Source organism: Mycobacterium sp. NTMscope_MAC_12, from assembly GCF_976985675.1.
The window spans coordinates 4,182,889-4,197,944 of record NZ_CDRJYY010000001.1 but is presented as its reverse complement, the minus strand read 5'-3'; the positions used below and the strand labels follow the sequence as shown (position 1 = coordinate 4,197,944).

At 68.6% G+C, this 15,056-nt stretch carries 14 protein-coding genes; 13 read left to right on the top strand and 1 reads right to left on the bottom strand.

Annotated elements, in window-relative coordinates; translation table 11 throughout:
* Nucleotide 1: 1 nt before the first annotated feature.
* Complete coding sequence (gene manA, locus AC0KS4_RS19315) at nt 2-1,228, top strand: mannose-6-phosphate isomerase, class I (RefSeq protein WP_225328964.1); 1,227 nt, start codon at nt 2-4, stop codon at nt 1,226-1,228.
* A gap of 43 nt (nt 1,229-1,271) precedes the next feature.
* Here manA and AC0KS4_RS19310 read toward each other — a convergent pair whose 3' ends face one another.
* Nucleotides 1,272-2,753: an FAD-dependent oxidoreductase gene (locus AC0KS4_RS19310; protein ID WP_225328963.1), complete on the bottom strand. Its 1,482-nt coding sequence runs from the start codon at nt 2,751-2,753 to the stop codon at nt 1,272-1,274.
* A gap of 63 nt (nt 2,754-2,816) precedes the next feature.
* On the opposite strand from AC0KS4_RS19310, the gene AC0KS4_RS19305 reads away from it, so the two are divergent.
* The 12 genes from AC0KS4_RS19305 (at nt 2,817) to hpf (ending at nt 14,943) form a co-directional block, all read left to right on the top strand.
* On the top strand, nt 2,817-4,334 hold the full coding sequence (locus AC0KS4_RS19305; RefSeq protein ID WP_225328962.1) for an amino acid permease: 1,518 nt from the start codon (nt 2,817-2,819) through the stop codon (nt 4,332-4,334).
* Nucleotides 4,335-4,433: 99 nt separating this feature from the next.
* The gene (locus AC0KS4_RS19300) at nt 4,434-5,681 is read left to right on the top strand and encodes an alkane 1-monooxygenase (protein WP_238956685.1); all 1,248 of its coding nucleotides are present in this window, start codon (nt 4,434-4,436) and stop codon (nt 5,679-5,681) included.
* On the top strand, nt 5,678-5,848 hold the full coding sequence (locus tag AC0KS4_RS19295; protein WP_225328960.1) for a rubredoxin: 171 nt from the start codon (nt 5,678-5,680) through the stop codon (nt 5,846-5,848). Before AC0KS4_RS19300 ends, AC0KS4_RS19295 begins: the two co-directional genes overlap by 4 nt.
* Nucleotides 5,849-5,858: 10 nt before the next feature.
* Complete coding sequence (locus tag AC0KS4_RS19290) at nt 5,859-6,044, top strand: rubredoxin (protein WP_225328959.1); 186 nt, start codon at nt 5,859-5,861, stop codon at nt 6,042-6,044.
* Nucleotides 6,045-6,121: 77 nt separating this feature from the next.
* Nucleotides 6,122-6,718 (top strand): TetR family transcriptional regulator AlkX, encoded by a 597-nt coding sequence (gene alkX, locus AC0KS4_RS19285; protein ID WP_225328986.1) that lies wholly within the window; start codon nt 6,122-6,124, stop codon nt 6,716-6,718.
* A 120-nt stretch (nt 6,719-6,838) separates the two neighbouring features.
* Nucleotides 6,839-8,311 carry an adenosylhomocysteinase gene (gene ahcY / locus AC0KS4_RS19280; RefSeq protein WP_225328958.1) on the top strand — a complete coding sequence of 491 codons (1,473 nt, stop codon included), beginning with the start codon at nt 6,839-6,841 and terminating at the stop codon, nt 8,309-8,311.
* A 92-nt stretch (nt 8,312-8,403) separates the two neighbouring features.
* Nucleotides 8,404-9,036, top strand: a complete 633-nt coding sequence (locus AC0KS4_RS19275; RefSeq protein ID WP_225328957.1) for a dTMP kinase — start codon at nt 8,404-8,406, stop codon at nt 9,034-9,036.
* An 80-nt stretch (nt 9,037-9,116) separates the two neighbouring features.
* On the top strand, nt 9,117-9,803 hold the full coding sequence (gene mtrA, locus AC0KS4_RS19270) for a two-component system response regulator MtrA (protein WP_007168097.1): 687 nt from the start codon (nt 9,117-9,119) through the stop codon (nt 9,801-9,803).
* A 40-nt stretch (nt 9,804-9,843) separates the two neighbouring features.
* Nucleotides 9,844-11,520, top strand: coding sequence for an MtrAB system histidine kinase MtrB (gene mtrB / locus AC0KS4_RS19265; RefSeq protein WP_225328956.1), 1,677 nt, complete (start codon nt 9,844-9,846; stop codon nt 11,518-11,520).
* On the top strand, nt 11,520-13,274 hold the full coding sequence (gene lpqB, locus AC0KS4_RS19260; RefSeq protein WP_238956684.1) for an MtrAB system accessory lipoprotein LpqB: 1,755 nt from the start codon (nt 11,520-11,522) through the stop codon (nt 13,272-13,274). Before mtrB ends, lpqB begins: the two co-directional genes overlap by 1 nt.
* 64 nt (nt 13,275-13,338) lie before the next feature.
* Entirely contained in the window at nt 13,339-13,971 is a 633-nt protein-coding gene (locus AC0KS4_RS19255) for a ComF family protein (RefSeq protein WP_238956683.1), read from the top strand.
* A gap of 303 nt (nt 13,972-14,274) precedes the next feature.
* Nucleotides 14,275-14,943 (top strand): ribosome hibernation-promoting factor, HPF/YfiA family, encoded by a 669-nt coding sequence (gene hpf, locus AC0KS4_RS19250; RefSeq protein WP_225328985.1) that lies wholly within the window; start codon nt 14,275-14,277, stop codon nt 14,941-14,943.
* Nucleotides 14,944-15,056: the final 113 nt, after the last annotated feature.

The following is a 15,056-nucleotide window of genomic DNA, read 5'->3' as shown; positions in this document are numbered from 1 at the left end:
AGTGGAACTGCTTCGCGGGGCCTTGAGAACGTACGCGTGGGGTTCGCGTACCGCCATCGCCGAGTTCACCGAACGTCCGGTGCCGGCGGCGCATCCGGAGGCCGAGCTCTGGTTCGGCGCCCACCCGGGCGACCCGGCCTGGCTGGAAACCGACAACGGCGAGATCACGTTGCTCGAAGCGCTCGACGCCGACCCGGAGGGTCAGCTCGGGCCGGGGTCGCGGGCCCGCTTCGGGGACGTGCTGCCCTTCCTCGTCAAGGTGCTGGCCGCCGACGAGCCGCTGTCGTTGCAGGCGCACCCGAGCGCCGCGCAGGCGGCCGAGGGTTACCTGCGCGAGGAGCGGGTCGGCATCCCGCTGACCTCGCCGGTGCGCAACTATCGCGACACCTCGCACAAGCCCGAGTTGCTGGTGGCGCTGCACCCGTTCGAGGCGCTCGCCGGATTCCGCCCGGCGTCGCGCACGATCGAGCTGCTGCGGGCTTTGGCGGTTTCCGACCTCGATCCCTTCATCGACCTGCTCAACGACCAGTCCGACGCCGACGGTCTGCGCGCGCTGTTCACGACGTGGATCACCGCGCCGCAGCCCGACATCGACGTGCTGGTGTCCGCGGTGCTGGACGGCGCGATCGCGTACCTCAGTTCGGGGGCAACGGAATTCGCGGCCGAGGCCAAGACGGTGCTCGAGCTCGGCGAACGCTATCCCGGCGACGCCGGCGTGCTGGCGGCGCTGCTGCTCAACCGCGTCAGCCTGGGCCCGGGTGAGGCCATCTTCGTGTCGGCCGGCAACCTGCACACCTACCTGCGGGGTTTCGCGGTGGAGGTGATGGCCAACTCCGACAACGTGTTACGGGGTGGGCTGACCCCCAAGCACGTCGACGTGCCCGAGCTGCTGCGGGTGCTGGACTTCGCGCCCACCAGCGAGGAGCAGTTGCGGCCGCACATCCGCCGCGAGGGCTTCGGGCTGATCTATGAGACGCCGACCGACGAGTTCGCCGTCGCGCTGCTGGAGCTCGAAGACGAGTACGTCGGCCACGAGGTGGATGCGACGTGTAGCCACGACGGGCCCCAGATCCTGTTGTGCATCCAGGGTTCCACGACGGTGCACGGCAAGTCCGGCTCGCTGACCCTGAAGCGGGGGATGGCCGCGTGGGTGGCGGCCGATGACGCTCCGATCCGGCTGGTCGCGCACGAGCCGAGCAAGCTGTTCAGGGCGACGGTAGGGCTGTAACGGCCGGCCCTGATGGTGGCGACCCGCTTCGCCCGGCTCGTGCCTAGCGCGGCGACCCGCAGCGCCCGGCTTCGCCGCGCTTGCGGTCGCCGCGGCCGCGCGTGCGGTCGCCGCCGCCGCGCTTGCGATCGCCTCGCCGCCGTCTGACGGCCTCGCGTCGCTCGCTCAGCCACAGCCGGGCGTTGTGCGCGATGGCCCGGCCGATGATCCGCGGCGGCGGAACCATATAGAGGCTGTCCAGCAGCGAGAACCGGCGCAAAAACCATTCCGCCAGAACGGGTTCGGTTTCGGCGGCGCCCAGGAACTGGTCGAACAGCGCCCCGGAGGGCCGCCACCACCAGGGAACCGGCCCCGACGTGTCGGCGTGGTGGAAGGTGATGTCGCCGATGGCGTTCATCATCCACACCGGGAAGGTGCTCTTGGCGGTGGCCCGATTGAGCGCCGCGGCCAGTTGATCGTCGGGGCCTTGCAGGGCGCGGCGCAGATGGCCGGCCTGCAAAGAGGTCATCGTCATGCCTTGGCCGTAGGTGGGGTTGAAGCTGGCCACCGCGTCGCCGAAGGCGATGATGCCGCCTGGGAAGCGGTCGACTTTGTCGTAGCGGCGCCAGCGGCTGGCCGGGAAGGCGTGGAAGGCCGGATCGCCCAGCGGCTCGGCCTGTGCCAGCGCCGCGTTGAAGTGGGCGGGAAGCAGTCGCTGGGCCAGCGCCAGCATCTCGGGGAAGGTTCGCGGCGGTTTGACGTCGGCCACGCCGAAGGTGGTGAGGACCCAGGTGCCGTCCTCGTAGCACAGCATGCCCAGCCCCAGGGATTGGTCGTGGGAGGCGCCGGCGACCACGACCTTCTCCGCGATCAGCCCGTCGGGGATGCGGAACTGCTGGGTGGCGTAGTTGATGCCGATGTCGATGGCCTGCTCGACGGGGCGCGCAAATCCCCAGTGCGTCAACCACACCGGCAGCCGGGTGCCCCGCCCCGCCGCGTCGACGACGAGGTCCGCGCGCACGAATTCCGGCTCGCCGTCGGCGGGATCGGCCGGATCCACCAGCACGCCGGTCACCCGTTGCCGCGTGCGGTCGAACCGCGGTTCGGCCACCGAGCGCCGCACGATGATGACGTTGCCGAGGCGCTGAACCCGTCTGCGCAACTGCCATTCCAGGTGCGGCCGGCTGGGCACATAGGCGGTGAATTCGTCGCGCAGGGTTTGCCCGGTGCCCAGGACATGGCCCGCGGCGCCCAGGTGGATGCAATCGGGCCGGTTCTCCAGCTTGGGCACGCCGGCGGCCACCATGCCGTCGAGCAGGCCGGGAAAGAGGTTCTCGAATTCGATCGCCCCGCGCGCCATCAACATGTGCAGGTGCCGGTCCTGGGGCACCGTCGCCCGGTTCGCCGGGACGGCCGGCAACTCGTCGCGCTCGAAGACCGTCACCCGCGCATACGTGTCCGACAGCACCCGCGCGGCGCACAGCCCGGCGATGCTCCCCCCGATCACGACCGCGTGCGCCCGCGTGTTTGCTTTGCTGTCCGGCATCCGTGGGGAGTACCCAGTACTGTGTCGGACCAATGGCTCCCAGCGTTGGGAAAGGGCGGTTGCATGGCCAATCGATGGCGCACGAAGTCGGTGGAACAATCGATCGCCGACACCGACGAGCCGGACACCAAGTTGCGCAAGGACCTCACCTGGTGGGACCTGGTCGTCTTCGGCGTCGCGGTGGTGATCGGCGCCGGCATCTTCACCGTCACCGCGTCGACGACGGGCGACATCACGGGGCCATCCATCTGGTTGTCGTTCGTCATCGCGGCCGGCACCTGCGCGCTGGCGGCGTTGTGTTACGCCGAGTTCGCTTCCACCCTGCCGGTGGCCGGTAGCGCCTACACCTTCTCCTACGCGACCTTCGGGGAGTTCCTGGCCTGGATCATCGGCTGGAACCTGCTGCTGGAATTGGCGATCGGCGCCGCCGTGGTGGCCAAGGGCTGGTCGAGCTACCTGGGCACGGTGTTCGGGTTCGCCGGTGGCACAGTCGAATTCGGGTCGGCCCAGGTCGACTGGGGCGCGCTGGTGATCGTCGCGGGGGTGGCGACGCTGATCGCGCTGGGCACCAAGCTGTCGTCGAGGTTCTCCGCGGTGGTCACCGGCATCAAGGTGTCGGTCGTGCTGTTCGTCGTGGTGGTCGGGGTCTTCTACATCAAGCGCGCGAACTATTCGCCGTTCGTTCCCAAACCGGAAGCCAGCAGCGAGGCCAAGGGCATCGACCAGTCGGTGTTGTCGTTGCTGACCGGGGCGCACAGCAGCCACTACGGCTGGTACGGCGTGCTGGCGGGGGCGTCCATCGTCTTCTTCGCGTTCATCGGTTTCGACATCGTCGCCACCATGGCCGAGGAGACCAAGAATCCGCAGCGCGACGTCCCCAGGGGGATCCTGGCGTCGCTGGGCATCGTGACCCTGCTCTACGTCGCGGTCGCGATCGTGTTGTCCGGCATGGTTTCCTACACGGAACTCAAGACGGTGCGCGGCCGCGGGCAGGCGAACCTGGCGACGGCGTTCACCGCCAACGGCATTCACTGGGCCAGCAAGATCATCTCGATCGGCGCGCTCGCGGGATTGACCACCGTCGTGATGGTGCTGATGCTCGGCCAGTGCCGGGTGCTGTTCGCGATGGCGCGCGACGGGCTGTTGCCGCGCTCGCTGGCGAAGACCGGTTCGCGGGGCACCCCAGTGCGGATCACCGTGCTGGTCGCCCTCGTGGTGGCCGTGACCGCGTCGGTGTTCCCCATCACCAAGCTCGAGGAGATGGTCAACGTCGGCACGCTGTTCGCCTTCGTCCTGGTCTCCGCCGGCGTGATCGTGCTGCGCCGGACCAGGCCGGACCTGGAGCGCGGCTTCAAGGCGCCGTGGGTGCCGGTGCTGCCGATCGCCTCGATCGCTGCCTGCGTGTGGCTGATGCTCAACCTCACCGCGCTCACCTGGGTCCGGTTCGGGGTCTGGCTGGTGGTCGGCACGGCGATCTACATCGCCTACGGCTACCGGCACTCGGTGCAGGGCGAACGCGAGGCCGTCGCGTCCGAGCCCGCCGACACGCTCGAGGCGGACCCCCACAGCCCGGTGCCGTAGCAACGACTTTACAAAACAACGACGTTTGTCTAGACACAAGACGCAAACGCCGGTATTGTCCAATCTCAACGTGGTGTGACTCACAAGGAGGTTGGGCATATGACGACACTCGAACCGCAGGTAGAGCAGGGAACCGGCGCGCCCGTCTGGCGGGACAAGAAGCGCCGCCTGTGGCTGATGGGGCTGATCGCCCCGACGGCGCTGTTCGCGATGCTGCCCCTCGTCTGGGCGCTGAACCGGCTCGGCTGGCACGGCGCCGCGCAGGTGCCGCTGTGGATCGGTCCGATCCTGGTCTACGTCCTGCTGCCGATCCTGGACCTGCGCTTCGGGCCCGACGGCCAGAACCCGCCCGACGAGGTGATGCAGCAGCTGGAGAACGACAAGTACTACCGCTACTGCACCTACGCGTTCATCCCGTTCCAGTACCTCAGCGTGGTCTTCGGCGCCTACCTGTTCACCGCCTCGAACCTGAGCTGGCTGGGGTATGACGGGCCGCTGGGCTGGGCCGGCAAACTGGGCGTGGCGTTGTCGGTCGGGGTGCTCGGGGGCGTCGGCATCAACACCGCGCACGAGATGGGCCACAAAAAGGATGCGCTGGAGCGCTGGCTGTCCAAGATCACGCTGGCGCAGACCTGCTACGGCCACTTCTACATCGAGCACAACCGCGGCCACCACGTGCGGGTGGCCACCCCGGAGGACCCCGCCTCGTCGCGCTTCGGGGAAACATTCTGGGAGTTCTTGCCGCGCAGCGTCTTCGGGAGCCTGCGCTCGTCACTGCGGCTGGAAGCCCAGCGGATTCGCCGGTCGGGCAAGAACCCGTGGAATCCCGTGACGTACCCGTCCAACGACGTGCTCAACGCCTGGGCCATGTCGGTGGTGTTGTGGGGGATCCTGATCGCGGTCTTCGGGCCGGCGCTGATCCCGTTCGTGATCATCCAGGCCGTCTTCGGTTTCAGCCTGCTCGAGGCGGTCAACTACCTCGAGCACTACGGCCTTCTGCGGCAACAGAATTCGAGCGGCCGCTACGAGCGGTGCACCCCCGTGCACAGCTGGAACTCCGACCACGTCGTGACCAACCTGTTCCTGTACCACCTGCAGCGGCACAGCGATCACCACGCCAACCCGACGCGGCGCTACCAGACGCTGCGCAGCCTGGACGGCTCGCCCAACCTGCCCAGCGGGTACGCGTCGATGATCTCGCTCACCTACTTCCCGCCGCTGTGGCGCAAGGTGATGGACCACCGGGTGCTGGCGCACTACGACGGCGACATCACCAGGGTCAACCTGCAGCCGCGGCTGCGCGAGAAGCTGCTGGCGCGCTACGGGGCCCAGGGGGCCCGGGCATGACCGCCTACCGCTGCCCCGGCTGCGACTACACCTACGACGAGGCGAAAGGCGCTCCGCGGGAAGGCTTTCGGCCGGGAACGCCCTTCGCCGACATTCCCGACGACTGGTGCTGCCCCGATTGCGCGGTGCGCGAGAAGGTCGATTTCGAAATCACGACAGCCCGATAGGAGTGAACCGATGAGCGAGGACTACAAGCTTTTCATCTGCGTGCAGTGCGGGTTCGAATACGACGAGGCCAAGGGCTGGCCGGAGGACGGCATCGCGCCGGGAACCCGGTGGGACGACATCCCGGAGGACTGGAGCTGCCCGGATTGCGGCGCGGCGAAAACGGACTTCGAGATGGTCGAGATCGCCCGTTCGTGACCGCCATCGGCGCCGCTGCCCGTCGCGAAAGAACAGATTCCGGCCCGCGAGCCGCTATTGTCGCGGCTGTGAAGCGGATGCCGTACGCCGAGGCGTCGCGCGCCCTGCTGCGCGACTCGGTGCTCGACGCGATGCGGGAGGAGCTGCTGACCCGGGACTGGTCGGCCATCACCCTCTCCGACGTGGCCCGCGCCGCGGGCATCAGCCGGCAGACCATCTACAACGAGTTCGGCTCCCGGCAGGGGCTCGCGCAGGGATACGGCCTGCGCCTGGCCGACCGCCTGGTCGACGCCGTCAACGCCGCGCTAGAGGCCCACGTCGGCGACATCTATGCCGCGTTCCTGCAGGGGTTCCGCGATCTGTTCACCGAGCTGTCGGCCGATCCGCTGGTGATCTCGCTGCTGACCGGCGTCGCCAAACCGGACCTGCTGCAGATCATCACCACCGACAGCGCCCCGATCATCACCCGGGCCTCCGAGCGGCTGACCGCCGCGCTCACGCACAGCTGGGTGGCCACCAGCGACGAGGACGCCGGTGTCCTGGCGCGTGCCATCGTGCGGCTGGCGCTGAGCTACGTGTCGATGCCACCCGAGGCCGACCACGACGTGGCCGCCGATCTGGCGCGGTTGATGACTCCCTTCGCCGAGCGGCACGGCGTCATCAACGTCCCCTGAACGTTCCCTGGCCCGTGCGGCGCGCGGGCGCACGACTACAGTGGCGCAAGAACATACCTAAGCTAATTACCGCTTGGATCCGAGCGAGCCCCTAGACGGCAGGAAAAAGGAAGAGAAGCTATGACGACGACCGAAAACGCACTCACCCCCGAGGTTCGAAACGGCATCGATTTCAAGGTCGCCGATTTGTCGTTGGCGGATTACGGTCGCCGGGACATCGAGCTCTCGGAGCAGGAGATGCCGGGTCTGATGTCGCTGCGCCGCGAGTACCACGACGTCCAGCCGCTCAAGGGTGCGCGCATCTCCGGCTCGCTGCACATGACCGTGCAGACCGCGGTGCTGATCGAGACCCTCGTCGCGCTGGGCGCCGAGGTCCGCTGGGCGTCCTGCAACATCTTCTCCACCCAGGACCACGCCGCGGCCGCGGTGGTCGTCGGCCCGCACGGCACCCCGGAGGAGCCCAAGGGCGTCCCGGTGTACGCGTGGAAGGGCGAGACGCTCGAGGAGTACTGGTGGGCGGCCGAGCAGGTGCTGACCTGGCCCGACGAGCCCGCGAACATGATCCTCGACGACGGCGGCGACGCCACCATGCTCGTGCTGCGCGGGGCGCAGTACGAGAAGGCCGGCGTGGTGCCGCCCGACGAGGAAGACGACTCGACCGAGCACCGGGTGTTCTTGAACCTGCTGCGCAAGCGCTTCGAGACCGACAAGGACAAGTGGACCAAGATCGCCGCGTCGATCAAGGGCGTCTCCGAGGAGACCACCACCGGCGTGCTGCGGCTCTACCAGTTCGCCGCCGCCGGCGACCTGGCGTTCCCGGCGATCAACGTCAACGACTCGGTCACCAAATCCAAGTTCGACAACAAGTACGGCTGCCGGCACTCGCTGATCGACGGCATCAACCGCGGCACCGACGTGCTCATCGGCGGCAAGAAGGTCCTGATCTGCGGCTACGGCGACGTCGGTAAGGGTTCCGCCGAGTCCGTGGCCGGCCAGGGTGCGCGGGTGACCGTCACCGAGATCGACCCGATCAACGCCCTGCAGGCGCTGATGGAGGGCTTCGACGTCAAGCGGGTGGAGGACGTGATCGGCGAGGCCGACATCATCATCACGACCACCGGCAACAAGGACATCATCACCCTCGAGCACATGAAGGCGATGAAGGACAAGGCGATCCTGGGCAACATCGGCCACTTCGACAACGAGATCCAGATCGCCCGCCTGGAGAAGTCCGGCGCCACCAAGACCAACATCCGCCCGCAGGTCGACCTGTGGACCTTCCCGGACACCGGCAAGTCGATCATCGTGCTCTCCGAGGGCCGGCTGCTGAACCTCGGCAACGCCACCGGCCACCCCTCGTTCGTGATGAGCAACAGCTTCTCCAACCAGGTCATCGCGCAGATCGAGCTGTGGACCAAGAACGACGAGTACGACAACGAGGTCTACCGGCTGCCCAAGCACCTCGACGAGAAGGTGGCCCGCATCCACGTCGAGGCGCTCGGCGGCCAGCTGACCAAGCTGACCAAGGAACAGGCCGAGTACATCGGCGTCGACGTCGACGGCCCGTACAAGGCCGACCACTACCGCTACTGAGCCACCAGATCGCCGCCGAGCGTGACACCACAGTCACGCTCGGCGCCGACTGTGACTGTGGTGTCACGTTCGCGGCTCGATAGGCTCGCGCCGTGCTGATCGCGATCGAAGGCGTCGACGGCGCCGGCAAGCGGACGCTGACCGAAGGGTTGCTGTCCGCTTTCGAAGCGGCCGGGCGGTCGGTGGCCACGCTGGCCTTCCCGCGCTACGGGCAATCGGTGACGGCGGACATCGCGGCCGAGGCGCTACACGGCGAGCACGGGGACCTCGCGTCCTCGGTCTACGCGATGGCGACGCTGTTCGCGCTCGATCGCGCCGCGGCGGTCGAGCATCTCGAGGGGCTGCGCCGCGACCACGACGTGGTGATCATGGATCGCTACGTCGCCTCGAATGCGGCCTACACCGCCGCGCGCCTGCATCAGGACGCGGGCGGGCCGGCGGTGGCCTGGGTGCACGGCCTCGAATACCGGCGCCTGGGTCTGCCCGCGCCCGACTGGCAGGTGCTGCTGGCGGTGTCGGCCGAACTGGCCGGGGAGCGCGCGCGCAGCCGGGCCGCATCCGATCCGAGCCGCCCGCGCGACAGCTACGAACGCGACGACGGGCTGCAGCAACGTACCGGCGACGTCTACGCCGGGCTGGCCGCCGCGGGGTGGGGCGGCCCCTGGCGGGTGGTCGACAAGGACGTCGATCCGGGTGGTTTGGCCGCCAGTTTGATCGCCAGATAGCACAAATTTGTCACGATTCGGCCTTATCGGAGAAGAAACGCCCGTGTGGCGCCCCAGTTTTGTCCCGATCTGGTGACACCATGGACTCCATGAGGCAAAGGATTTTGGTCGTCGATGACGACGCTTCGCTAGCCGAGATGCTCACCATCGTGCTTCGTGGGGAGGGTTTCGACACCGCGGTCATCGGTGACGGCACCCAGGCCCTGACTGCGGTGCGCGAACTGCGCCCCGATTTGGTGTTGTTGGACCTGATGTTGCCCGGCATGAACGGCATCGACGTGTGCCGGGTGTTGCGCGCCGATTCGGGCGTGCCGATCGTGATGCTGACCGCCAAGACCGACACCGTCGACGTGGTCCTGGGCCTCGAGTCGGGCGCCGACGACTACATCATGAAGCCGTTCAAGCCCAAGGAGCTGGTGGCCCGCGTGCGGGCGCGGCTGCGGCGCAACGACGACGAGCCCGCCGAGATGCTGTCCATCGCCGACGTCGAGATCGACGTGCCGGCGCACAAGGTCACGCGCAACGGCGAGCAGATCTCGCTGACCCCGCTGGAGTTCGACCTGCTGGTGGCGTTGGCGCGCAAACCGCGGCAGGTGTTTACTCGTGATGTGCTGCTCGAACAGGTGTGGGGCTATCGTCACCCGGCGGATACCCGCCTGGTGAATGTGCACGTCCAGCGTCTGCGGGCCAAGGTCGAGAAAGACCCTGAGAACCCGACCGTGGTGTTGACCGTTCGAGGAGTGGGTTACAAGGCCGGACCTCCGTGACCCACGCACGTCTAGAGCGTCGTAAGGGAGAGCGCCGGCGGTGATTTGGGGCTCCCGGCGACGCACTCGGAGCCGCTGGGGGCGCTCCGGCCCCATGACTCGCGGCATGGGCGCGGTGAGTCGGGCCGTGGCAGTCGCCTGGCGCCGCTCGTTGCAGTTGCGGGTCGTCGCGCTGACGTTGGGGCTGTCGCTGGCGGTCATCCTGGCGCTCGGCTTCGTACTGACTTCTCAGGTCACCAATCGCGTGCTCGACGTCAAGGTCAAGGCCGCCATCGAGCAGATCGAGCGGGCGCGCACCACGGTCGGTGGGATCGTCAACGGCGAAGAGGCGCGCTCGCTGGACAGCAGCCTCCAGCTGGCCCGCAACACGTTGACCTCCAAGACCGACCCGGCCTCCGGCGCGGGGATGGCCGGCGCGTTCGACGCGGTGCTGATGGTGCCGGGCGACGGTCCGCGCGCCGCGACCACGGCCGGACCCGTCGACCAGGTGCCCAATTCCCTGCGCGGCTTCGTCAAGGCCGGGCAGGCGTCCTACCAGTACGCGACCGTGCACACCGACGGATTCTCGGGCCCGGCGCTGATCGTCGGCACCCCGGCGTCCTCGCAGGTGGCCAACCTGGAGCTGTACCTGATCTTCCCGCTGAAGAACGAACAGGCCACCATCCAGCTGGTGCGCGGCACCATGATCACCGGGGGCGCGGTGCTGCTGGTGCTGCTGGCCGGGATCGCGCTGCTGGTGTCGCGCCAGGTGGTGGTGCCGGTGCGGTCGGCCTCGCGCATCGCCGAACGGTTCGCCGAGGGGCACCTGTCGGAGCGCATGCCGGTGCGCGGCGAGGACGACATGGCGCGGCTCGCGATGTCGTTCAACGACATGGCGGAAAGCCTGTCGCGTCAGATCACCCAGCTGGAGGAGTTCGGTAACCTGCAGCGCCGCTTCACTTCTGACGTGAGCCACGAGCTGCGCACCCCGCTGACCACGGTGCGCATGGCCGCCGACCTGATCTACGACCACAGCGCGGACCTCGACCCCACGCTGGCGCGCTCCACCGAGCTGATGGTCAACGAGCTGGACCGGTTCGAGTCGCTGCTCAACGACCTGCTGGAGATCTCCCGGCACGACGCCGGTGTCGCCGAGCTGTCCGTCGAGGCGGTCGACCTGCGTACCACCGTGCAGAACGCGCTGAGCAACGTCGGGCACCTGGCCGAGGACGCCGGCATCGAACTGAAGGTGGACCTGCCGACGCACGAGGTGATCGCCGAGGTCGACACCCGCCGGGTGGAGCGGATCCTGCGCAACCTGATCGCCAACGCCATCGACCACGCGGAGCACAAGCCGGTCAAGATCCGGATGGGCGCCGACGAGGACACGGTCGCCGTCACCGTCCGCGACTACGGGGTCGGGCTGCGGCCCGGTGAGGAGAAGCTGGTGTTCAGCCGGTTCTGGCGCGCGGATCCCTCGCGGGTCCGCCGGTCCGGCGGCACCGGGCTCGGCCTGGCGATCAGCATCGAGGACGCGCGGCTGCACCAGGGCCGGCTGGAGGCGTGGGGCGAACCGGGCGACGGCTCGTGCTTCCGGTTGACGCTCCCGCTGGTTCGCGGCCACAAGGTCACCACGAGCCCGCTGCCCATGAAGCCGATTCCGCAACCCCCGCCCACCGGCCCACAGCACGCGAAAGACCGCACGCGGCAACGAGAGCCGGCCGAGAGGACCCTGTGATGCGGCGGTTGTTGGGCCTGCTGATGCTGGCCATGCTGCTCGCCGGCTGTGCCGGGGTGCCCAGCTCGTCGGCGCCCCAAGCCATCGGCACCGTCGAGCGGCCGGCGCCGTCGAACCTGCCCAAGCCGACCCCGGGCATGGACCCCGACGTGCTGCTGCGCGAATTCCTCAAGGCCACAGCCGATCCGGCGAACCGGCACCTGGCCGCCCGCCAGTTCCTCACCCAGTCGGCGTCGAACTCGTGGGACGACGCCGGTAGCGCGTTGCTCATCGACCACGTCGTGTTCGTCGAAACCCGTGCGGCCGAACGTGTTTCGGCAACGATGCGGGCGGACATCCTGGGCTCGCTGTCCGACATGGGGGTGTTCGAAACCGCCGAGGGAGTGTTGCCCGACCCGGGGCCGATCGAATTGGTCAAGACCTCCGGCGGCTGGCGCATCGACCGCCTGCCCAACGGGGTCTTCCTGGACTGGCAGCAGTTTCAGGCGACGTACAAACGCAACACCCTCTACTTCGCCGACCCGACCGGCAAGACCGTGGTCCCCGATCCGCGTTATGTCGCGGTGCCCGACCACGATCAGTTGGCCACCGAACTGGTCTCCAAGGTGATCGGCGGGCCGCGGCCCGAGATGGCGCACACGGTCCGCAACCTGCTCGCGCCGCCGTTGCGGCTGCGCGGGCCGGTGACCCGGGCCGACGGCGGTAAGAACGGGATCGGCCGCGGGTACGGCGGTGCGCGCGTCGACCTGGAGAAGCTGTCCACCACGGATCCGCACAGCAGGCAATTGGTTGCGGCGCAGATCATTTGGACGCTGGCCCGGGCCGATATCCGGGGCCCGTACGTGATCAACGCCGACGGCGCGCCGCTGGACGACCGGTTCCGCGACGGGTGGACCACCTCCGATGTCGCCGCGACCGACCCCGGCGTGGCCGACGGCGCGGGCGCCGGGCTGCACGCCCTGGTGAACGGCTCATTGGTGTCGCTGGACGGGCAGCGCACCTCGATGGTGCCCGGCGCGTTCGGTCGCATGGGGGATCAGACGGGGGCCGCGTTGTCGCGCAGCGGCCGGGAGGTGGCGTCCGTGGTGACGCTGCATCGCGGCGCCCCGGACATGGCGGCCTCCCTGTGGATCGGCGATCTGGGCGCCGAAGCGGTGCAGTCCGCCGACGGGCACAGCCTGTCGCGGCCCACCTGGTCGCTGGACGACGTGGTGTGGGTGGTGGTCGACGGCAACAACGTGCTGCGGGCGATTCAGGAGCCGGCGTCGGGGCAACCCGCGCGCATTCCGGTGGATTCGGTGGCGGTGGCCACCCGGTTCCCGGGGCCGATCACCGACCTGCAACTGTCCCGCGACAGCACGCGCGCCGCGATGGTGATCGGCGGCCAGGTGATCCTCGCCAGCGTCGAGCAGACCCAGGCCGGGCAGTACGCCCTGACGTATCCGCGGAGGCTGGGCTTCGGGTTGGGCAATTCGGTGGTGTCGCTGTCCTGGCGCACCGGCGACGACATCGTGGTGACCCGCACCGACGCCAACCATCCGGTCTCGTACGTCAACATCGACGGGGTGAATTCCGACGCGCCGGCCCGCGGCCTGCAGATGCCGGTGACGACCGTGGTGGCCAACCCGTCCACGGCCTACGTCGCGGGTCCCGAAGGGGTGCTTCAGTATTCGCCGTCCGCCGACGGTCAGCAGGGCTGGTTGGACGTGCCCGGGCTGACGGTTCCCGGCGCGGCGCCGGTGCTGCCGGGCTGACGGTCGCCGCCATCGGGCTAGCGCCGGCCCTGCTCATGTCGGCCCCGGCCGTCACACTGTCGCCATGCTCGACCTGTTCCTGCCTGCCGAATGCGGCGGCTGCGGCGCCCCGTCGACGCGCTGGTGCGACGCCTGCACCACCGAGCTGGCCGTCAGGCCGGACGAGCCGCACGTGGTGAACCCGCGCATCGACGCGGGCGTCCCGGTGTTCGCGCTCGGCCGCTACGCCAACGCCCGCCGGCAGGCGATCCTGGCGCTCAAGGAACACGGCCGCGCCGATCTCGTCGCGCCGCTGGCGCGCGCACTGGCCCTCGGGGTGCACCGGCTGCTGGCGTGGGGGATCGTCGACACCCCACTGACCCTGGTGCCCGCACCGACCCGGCGTTCGGCCGCACGCCGGCGCGGCGGCGACCCGGTCACCCGGCTGGCCCGCGCCGCGGTGGCGCAGCATCCGGAGATCTCCGTCGCCCAGGCGTTGCGCATCAAGGCCTTGACCCGCGACTCGGTGGGGCTCGGCACGGCCGCGCGCGAACGCAACATCGCGGGCCGGGTCGTGCTGCGCGGCCGGCCGCCGCGCACCGACGTCATGGTCGTCGACGACATCGTCACCACCGGGGCGACGGCGCGCGAATCGGTGCGCGTGCTTCAGGCCGCCGGGGTCCATGTCGTCGCGGTGCTGGCGATCGCCGCCGCGTGAGACTGTGCGACAGCCATGAGGTTGTGAAGAACTCGCAACAGCTCGGCGAAATTAGTGGCATGGGTGGGCGAACACGAGCTAACGTCGGAATCAACATTCATTGACTCACTGGTCGGGATATTCCCAGGTTGAGCCCCACTTGCGGGAAGGGGTGAGTAATCGACACCTCGCACCGGCGGGCAGCCTGCGGCGGTAGCCAGTCTCGAACCGCTCTCACCTCGTCGGCGCATCAAGTCAGCCGGGCACGCAACGCGCGTGCGACGTGTAAAGAGAAACGAGTTGTCACGTATGTCAAGGCTATCCGTGGATTCCGGTCAGATTCTGGACCAACCCTCTTCCATCGCCGATGGGCAAGCCCAACCGACAACCACCGCCGACGTTGTGTTCAAAGGCCGCAACGTAGAAATCCCCGATCATTACCGTCTGTACGTCTCGCAAAAACTCGCCCGCCTCGAGCGGTTCGATCGCTCCATCTACCTTTTCGATGTCGAGCTCAAGCACGCTCCCAACCGGCGGCAGCGCAAATCCTGTCAACGCGTGGAGATCACCGCCCGCGGCCGCGGCCCGGTGAGCCGGGCGGAGGCGTGCGCCAACAGTTTCTACGCCGCGTTCGAGTCCGCGGTCGACAAGCTGGAGAGCCGGCTGCGCCGCGTCAAGGACCGCCGCAAGGTCCATTACGGCGACAAGACGCCGGTGTCGCTGGCCGCCGCCACCGCGGTGCCACCGCCCGAACCGGCACGCGGCGCGCCCGAGGCGCCGGCCGATCACGACGGTGTGGAGTCGGACCACGAGCCCGGGCGGATCGTGCGGACCAAGGAGCATCCGGCCACGCCGATGACGGTGGACGACGCGCTCTACGAGATGGAGCTCGTCGGGCACGACTTCTTCTTGTTCCACGACAAGCACACCGAGCGGCCGTGCGTCGTCTACCGGCGCCACGCCTATGACTATGGGCTGATCCGCCTGGGCTGATCCCCTCACCCCGCCGAACGTCGACTTATTGCGAGATTTCACGCAGATTGACGCAAGAAGTCGACGTTCGGCGCCCAAAGAGCGACGTCACCTAGGATGGGTGTCGCCAAAGA

What these genes read in the sequence shown, in the direction of transcription:
- AC0KS4_RS19310 (WP_225328963.1), bottom strand. Translation starts at nt 2,753, where the DNA reads ATGCCGGACAGCAAAGCAAACACGCGGGCGCACGCGGTCGTGATCGGG.
- AC0KS4_RS19305 (WP_225328962.1), top strand. Translation starts at nt 2,817, where the DNA reads ATGGCCAATCGATGGCGCACGAAGTCGGTGGAACAATCGATCGCCGAC.
- AC0KS4_RS19300 (WP_238956685.1), top strand. Translation starts at nt 4,434, where the DNA reads ATGACGACACTCGAACCGCAGGTAGAGCAGGGAACCGGCGCGCCCGTC.
- AC0KS4_RS19295 (WP_225328960.1), top strand. Translation starts at nt 5,678, where the DNA reads ATGACCGCCTACCGCTGCCCCGGCTGCGACTACACCTACGACGAGGCG.
- AC0KS4_RS19290 (WP_225328959.1), top strand. Translation starts at nt 5,859, where the DNA reads ATGAGCGAGGACTACAAGCTTTTCATCTGCGTGCAGTGCGGGTTCGAA.
- alkX (WP_225328986.1), top strand. Translation starts at nt 6,122, where the DNA reads ATGCCGTACGCCGAGGCGTCGCGCGCCCTGCTGCGCGACTCGGTGCTC.
- ahcY (WP_225328958.1), top strand. Translation starts at nt 6,839, where the DNA reads ATGACGACGACCGAAAACGCACTCACCCCCGAGGTTCGAAACGGCATC.
- mtrA (WP_007168097.1), top strand. Translation starts at nt 9,117, where the DNA reads ATGGACTCCATGAGGCAAAGGATTTTGGTCGTCGATGACGACGCTTCG.
- lpqB (WP_238956684.1), top strand. Translation starts at nt 11,520, where the DNA reads ATGCGGCGGTTGTTGGGCCTGCTGATGCTGGCCATGCTGCTCGCCGGC.
- AC0KS4_RS19255 (WP_238956683.1), top strand. Translation starts at nt 13,339, where the DNA reads ATGCTCGACCTGTTCCTGCCTGCCGAATGCGGCGGCTGCGGCGCCCCG.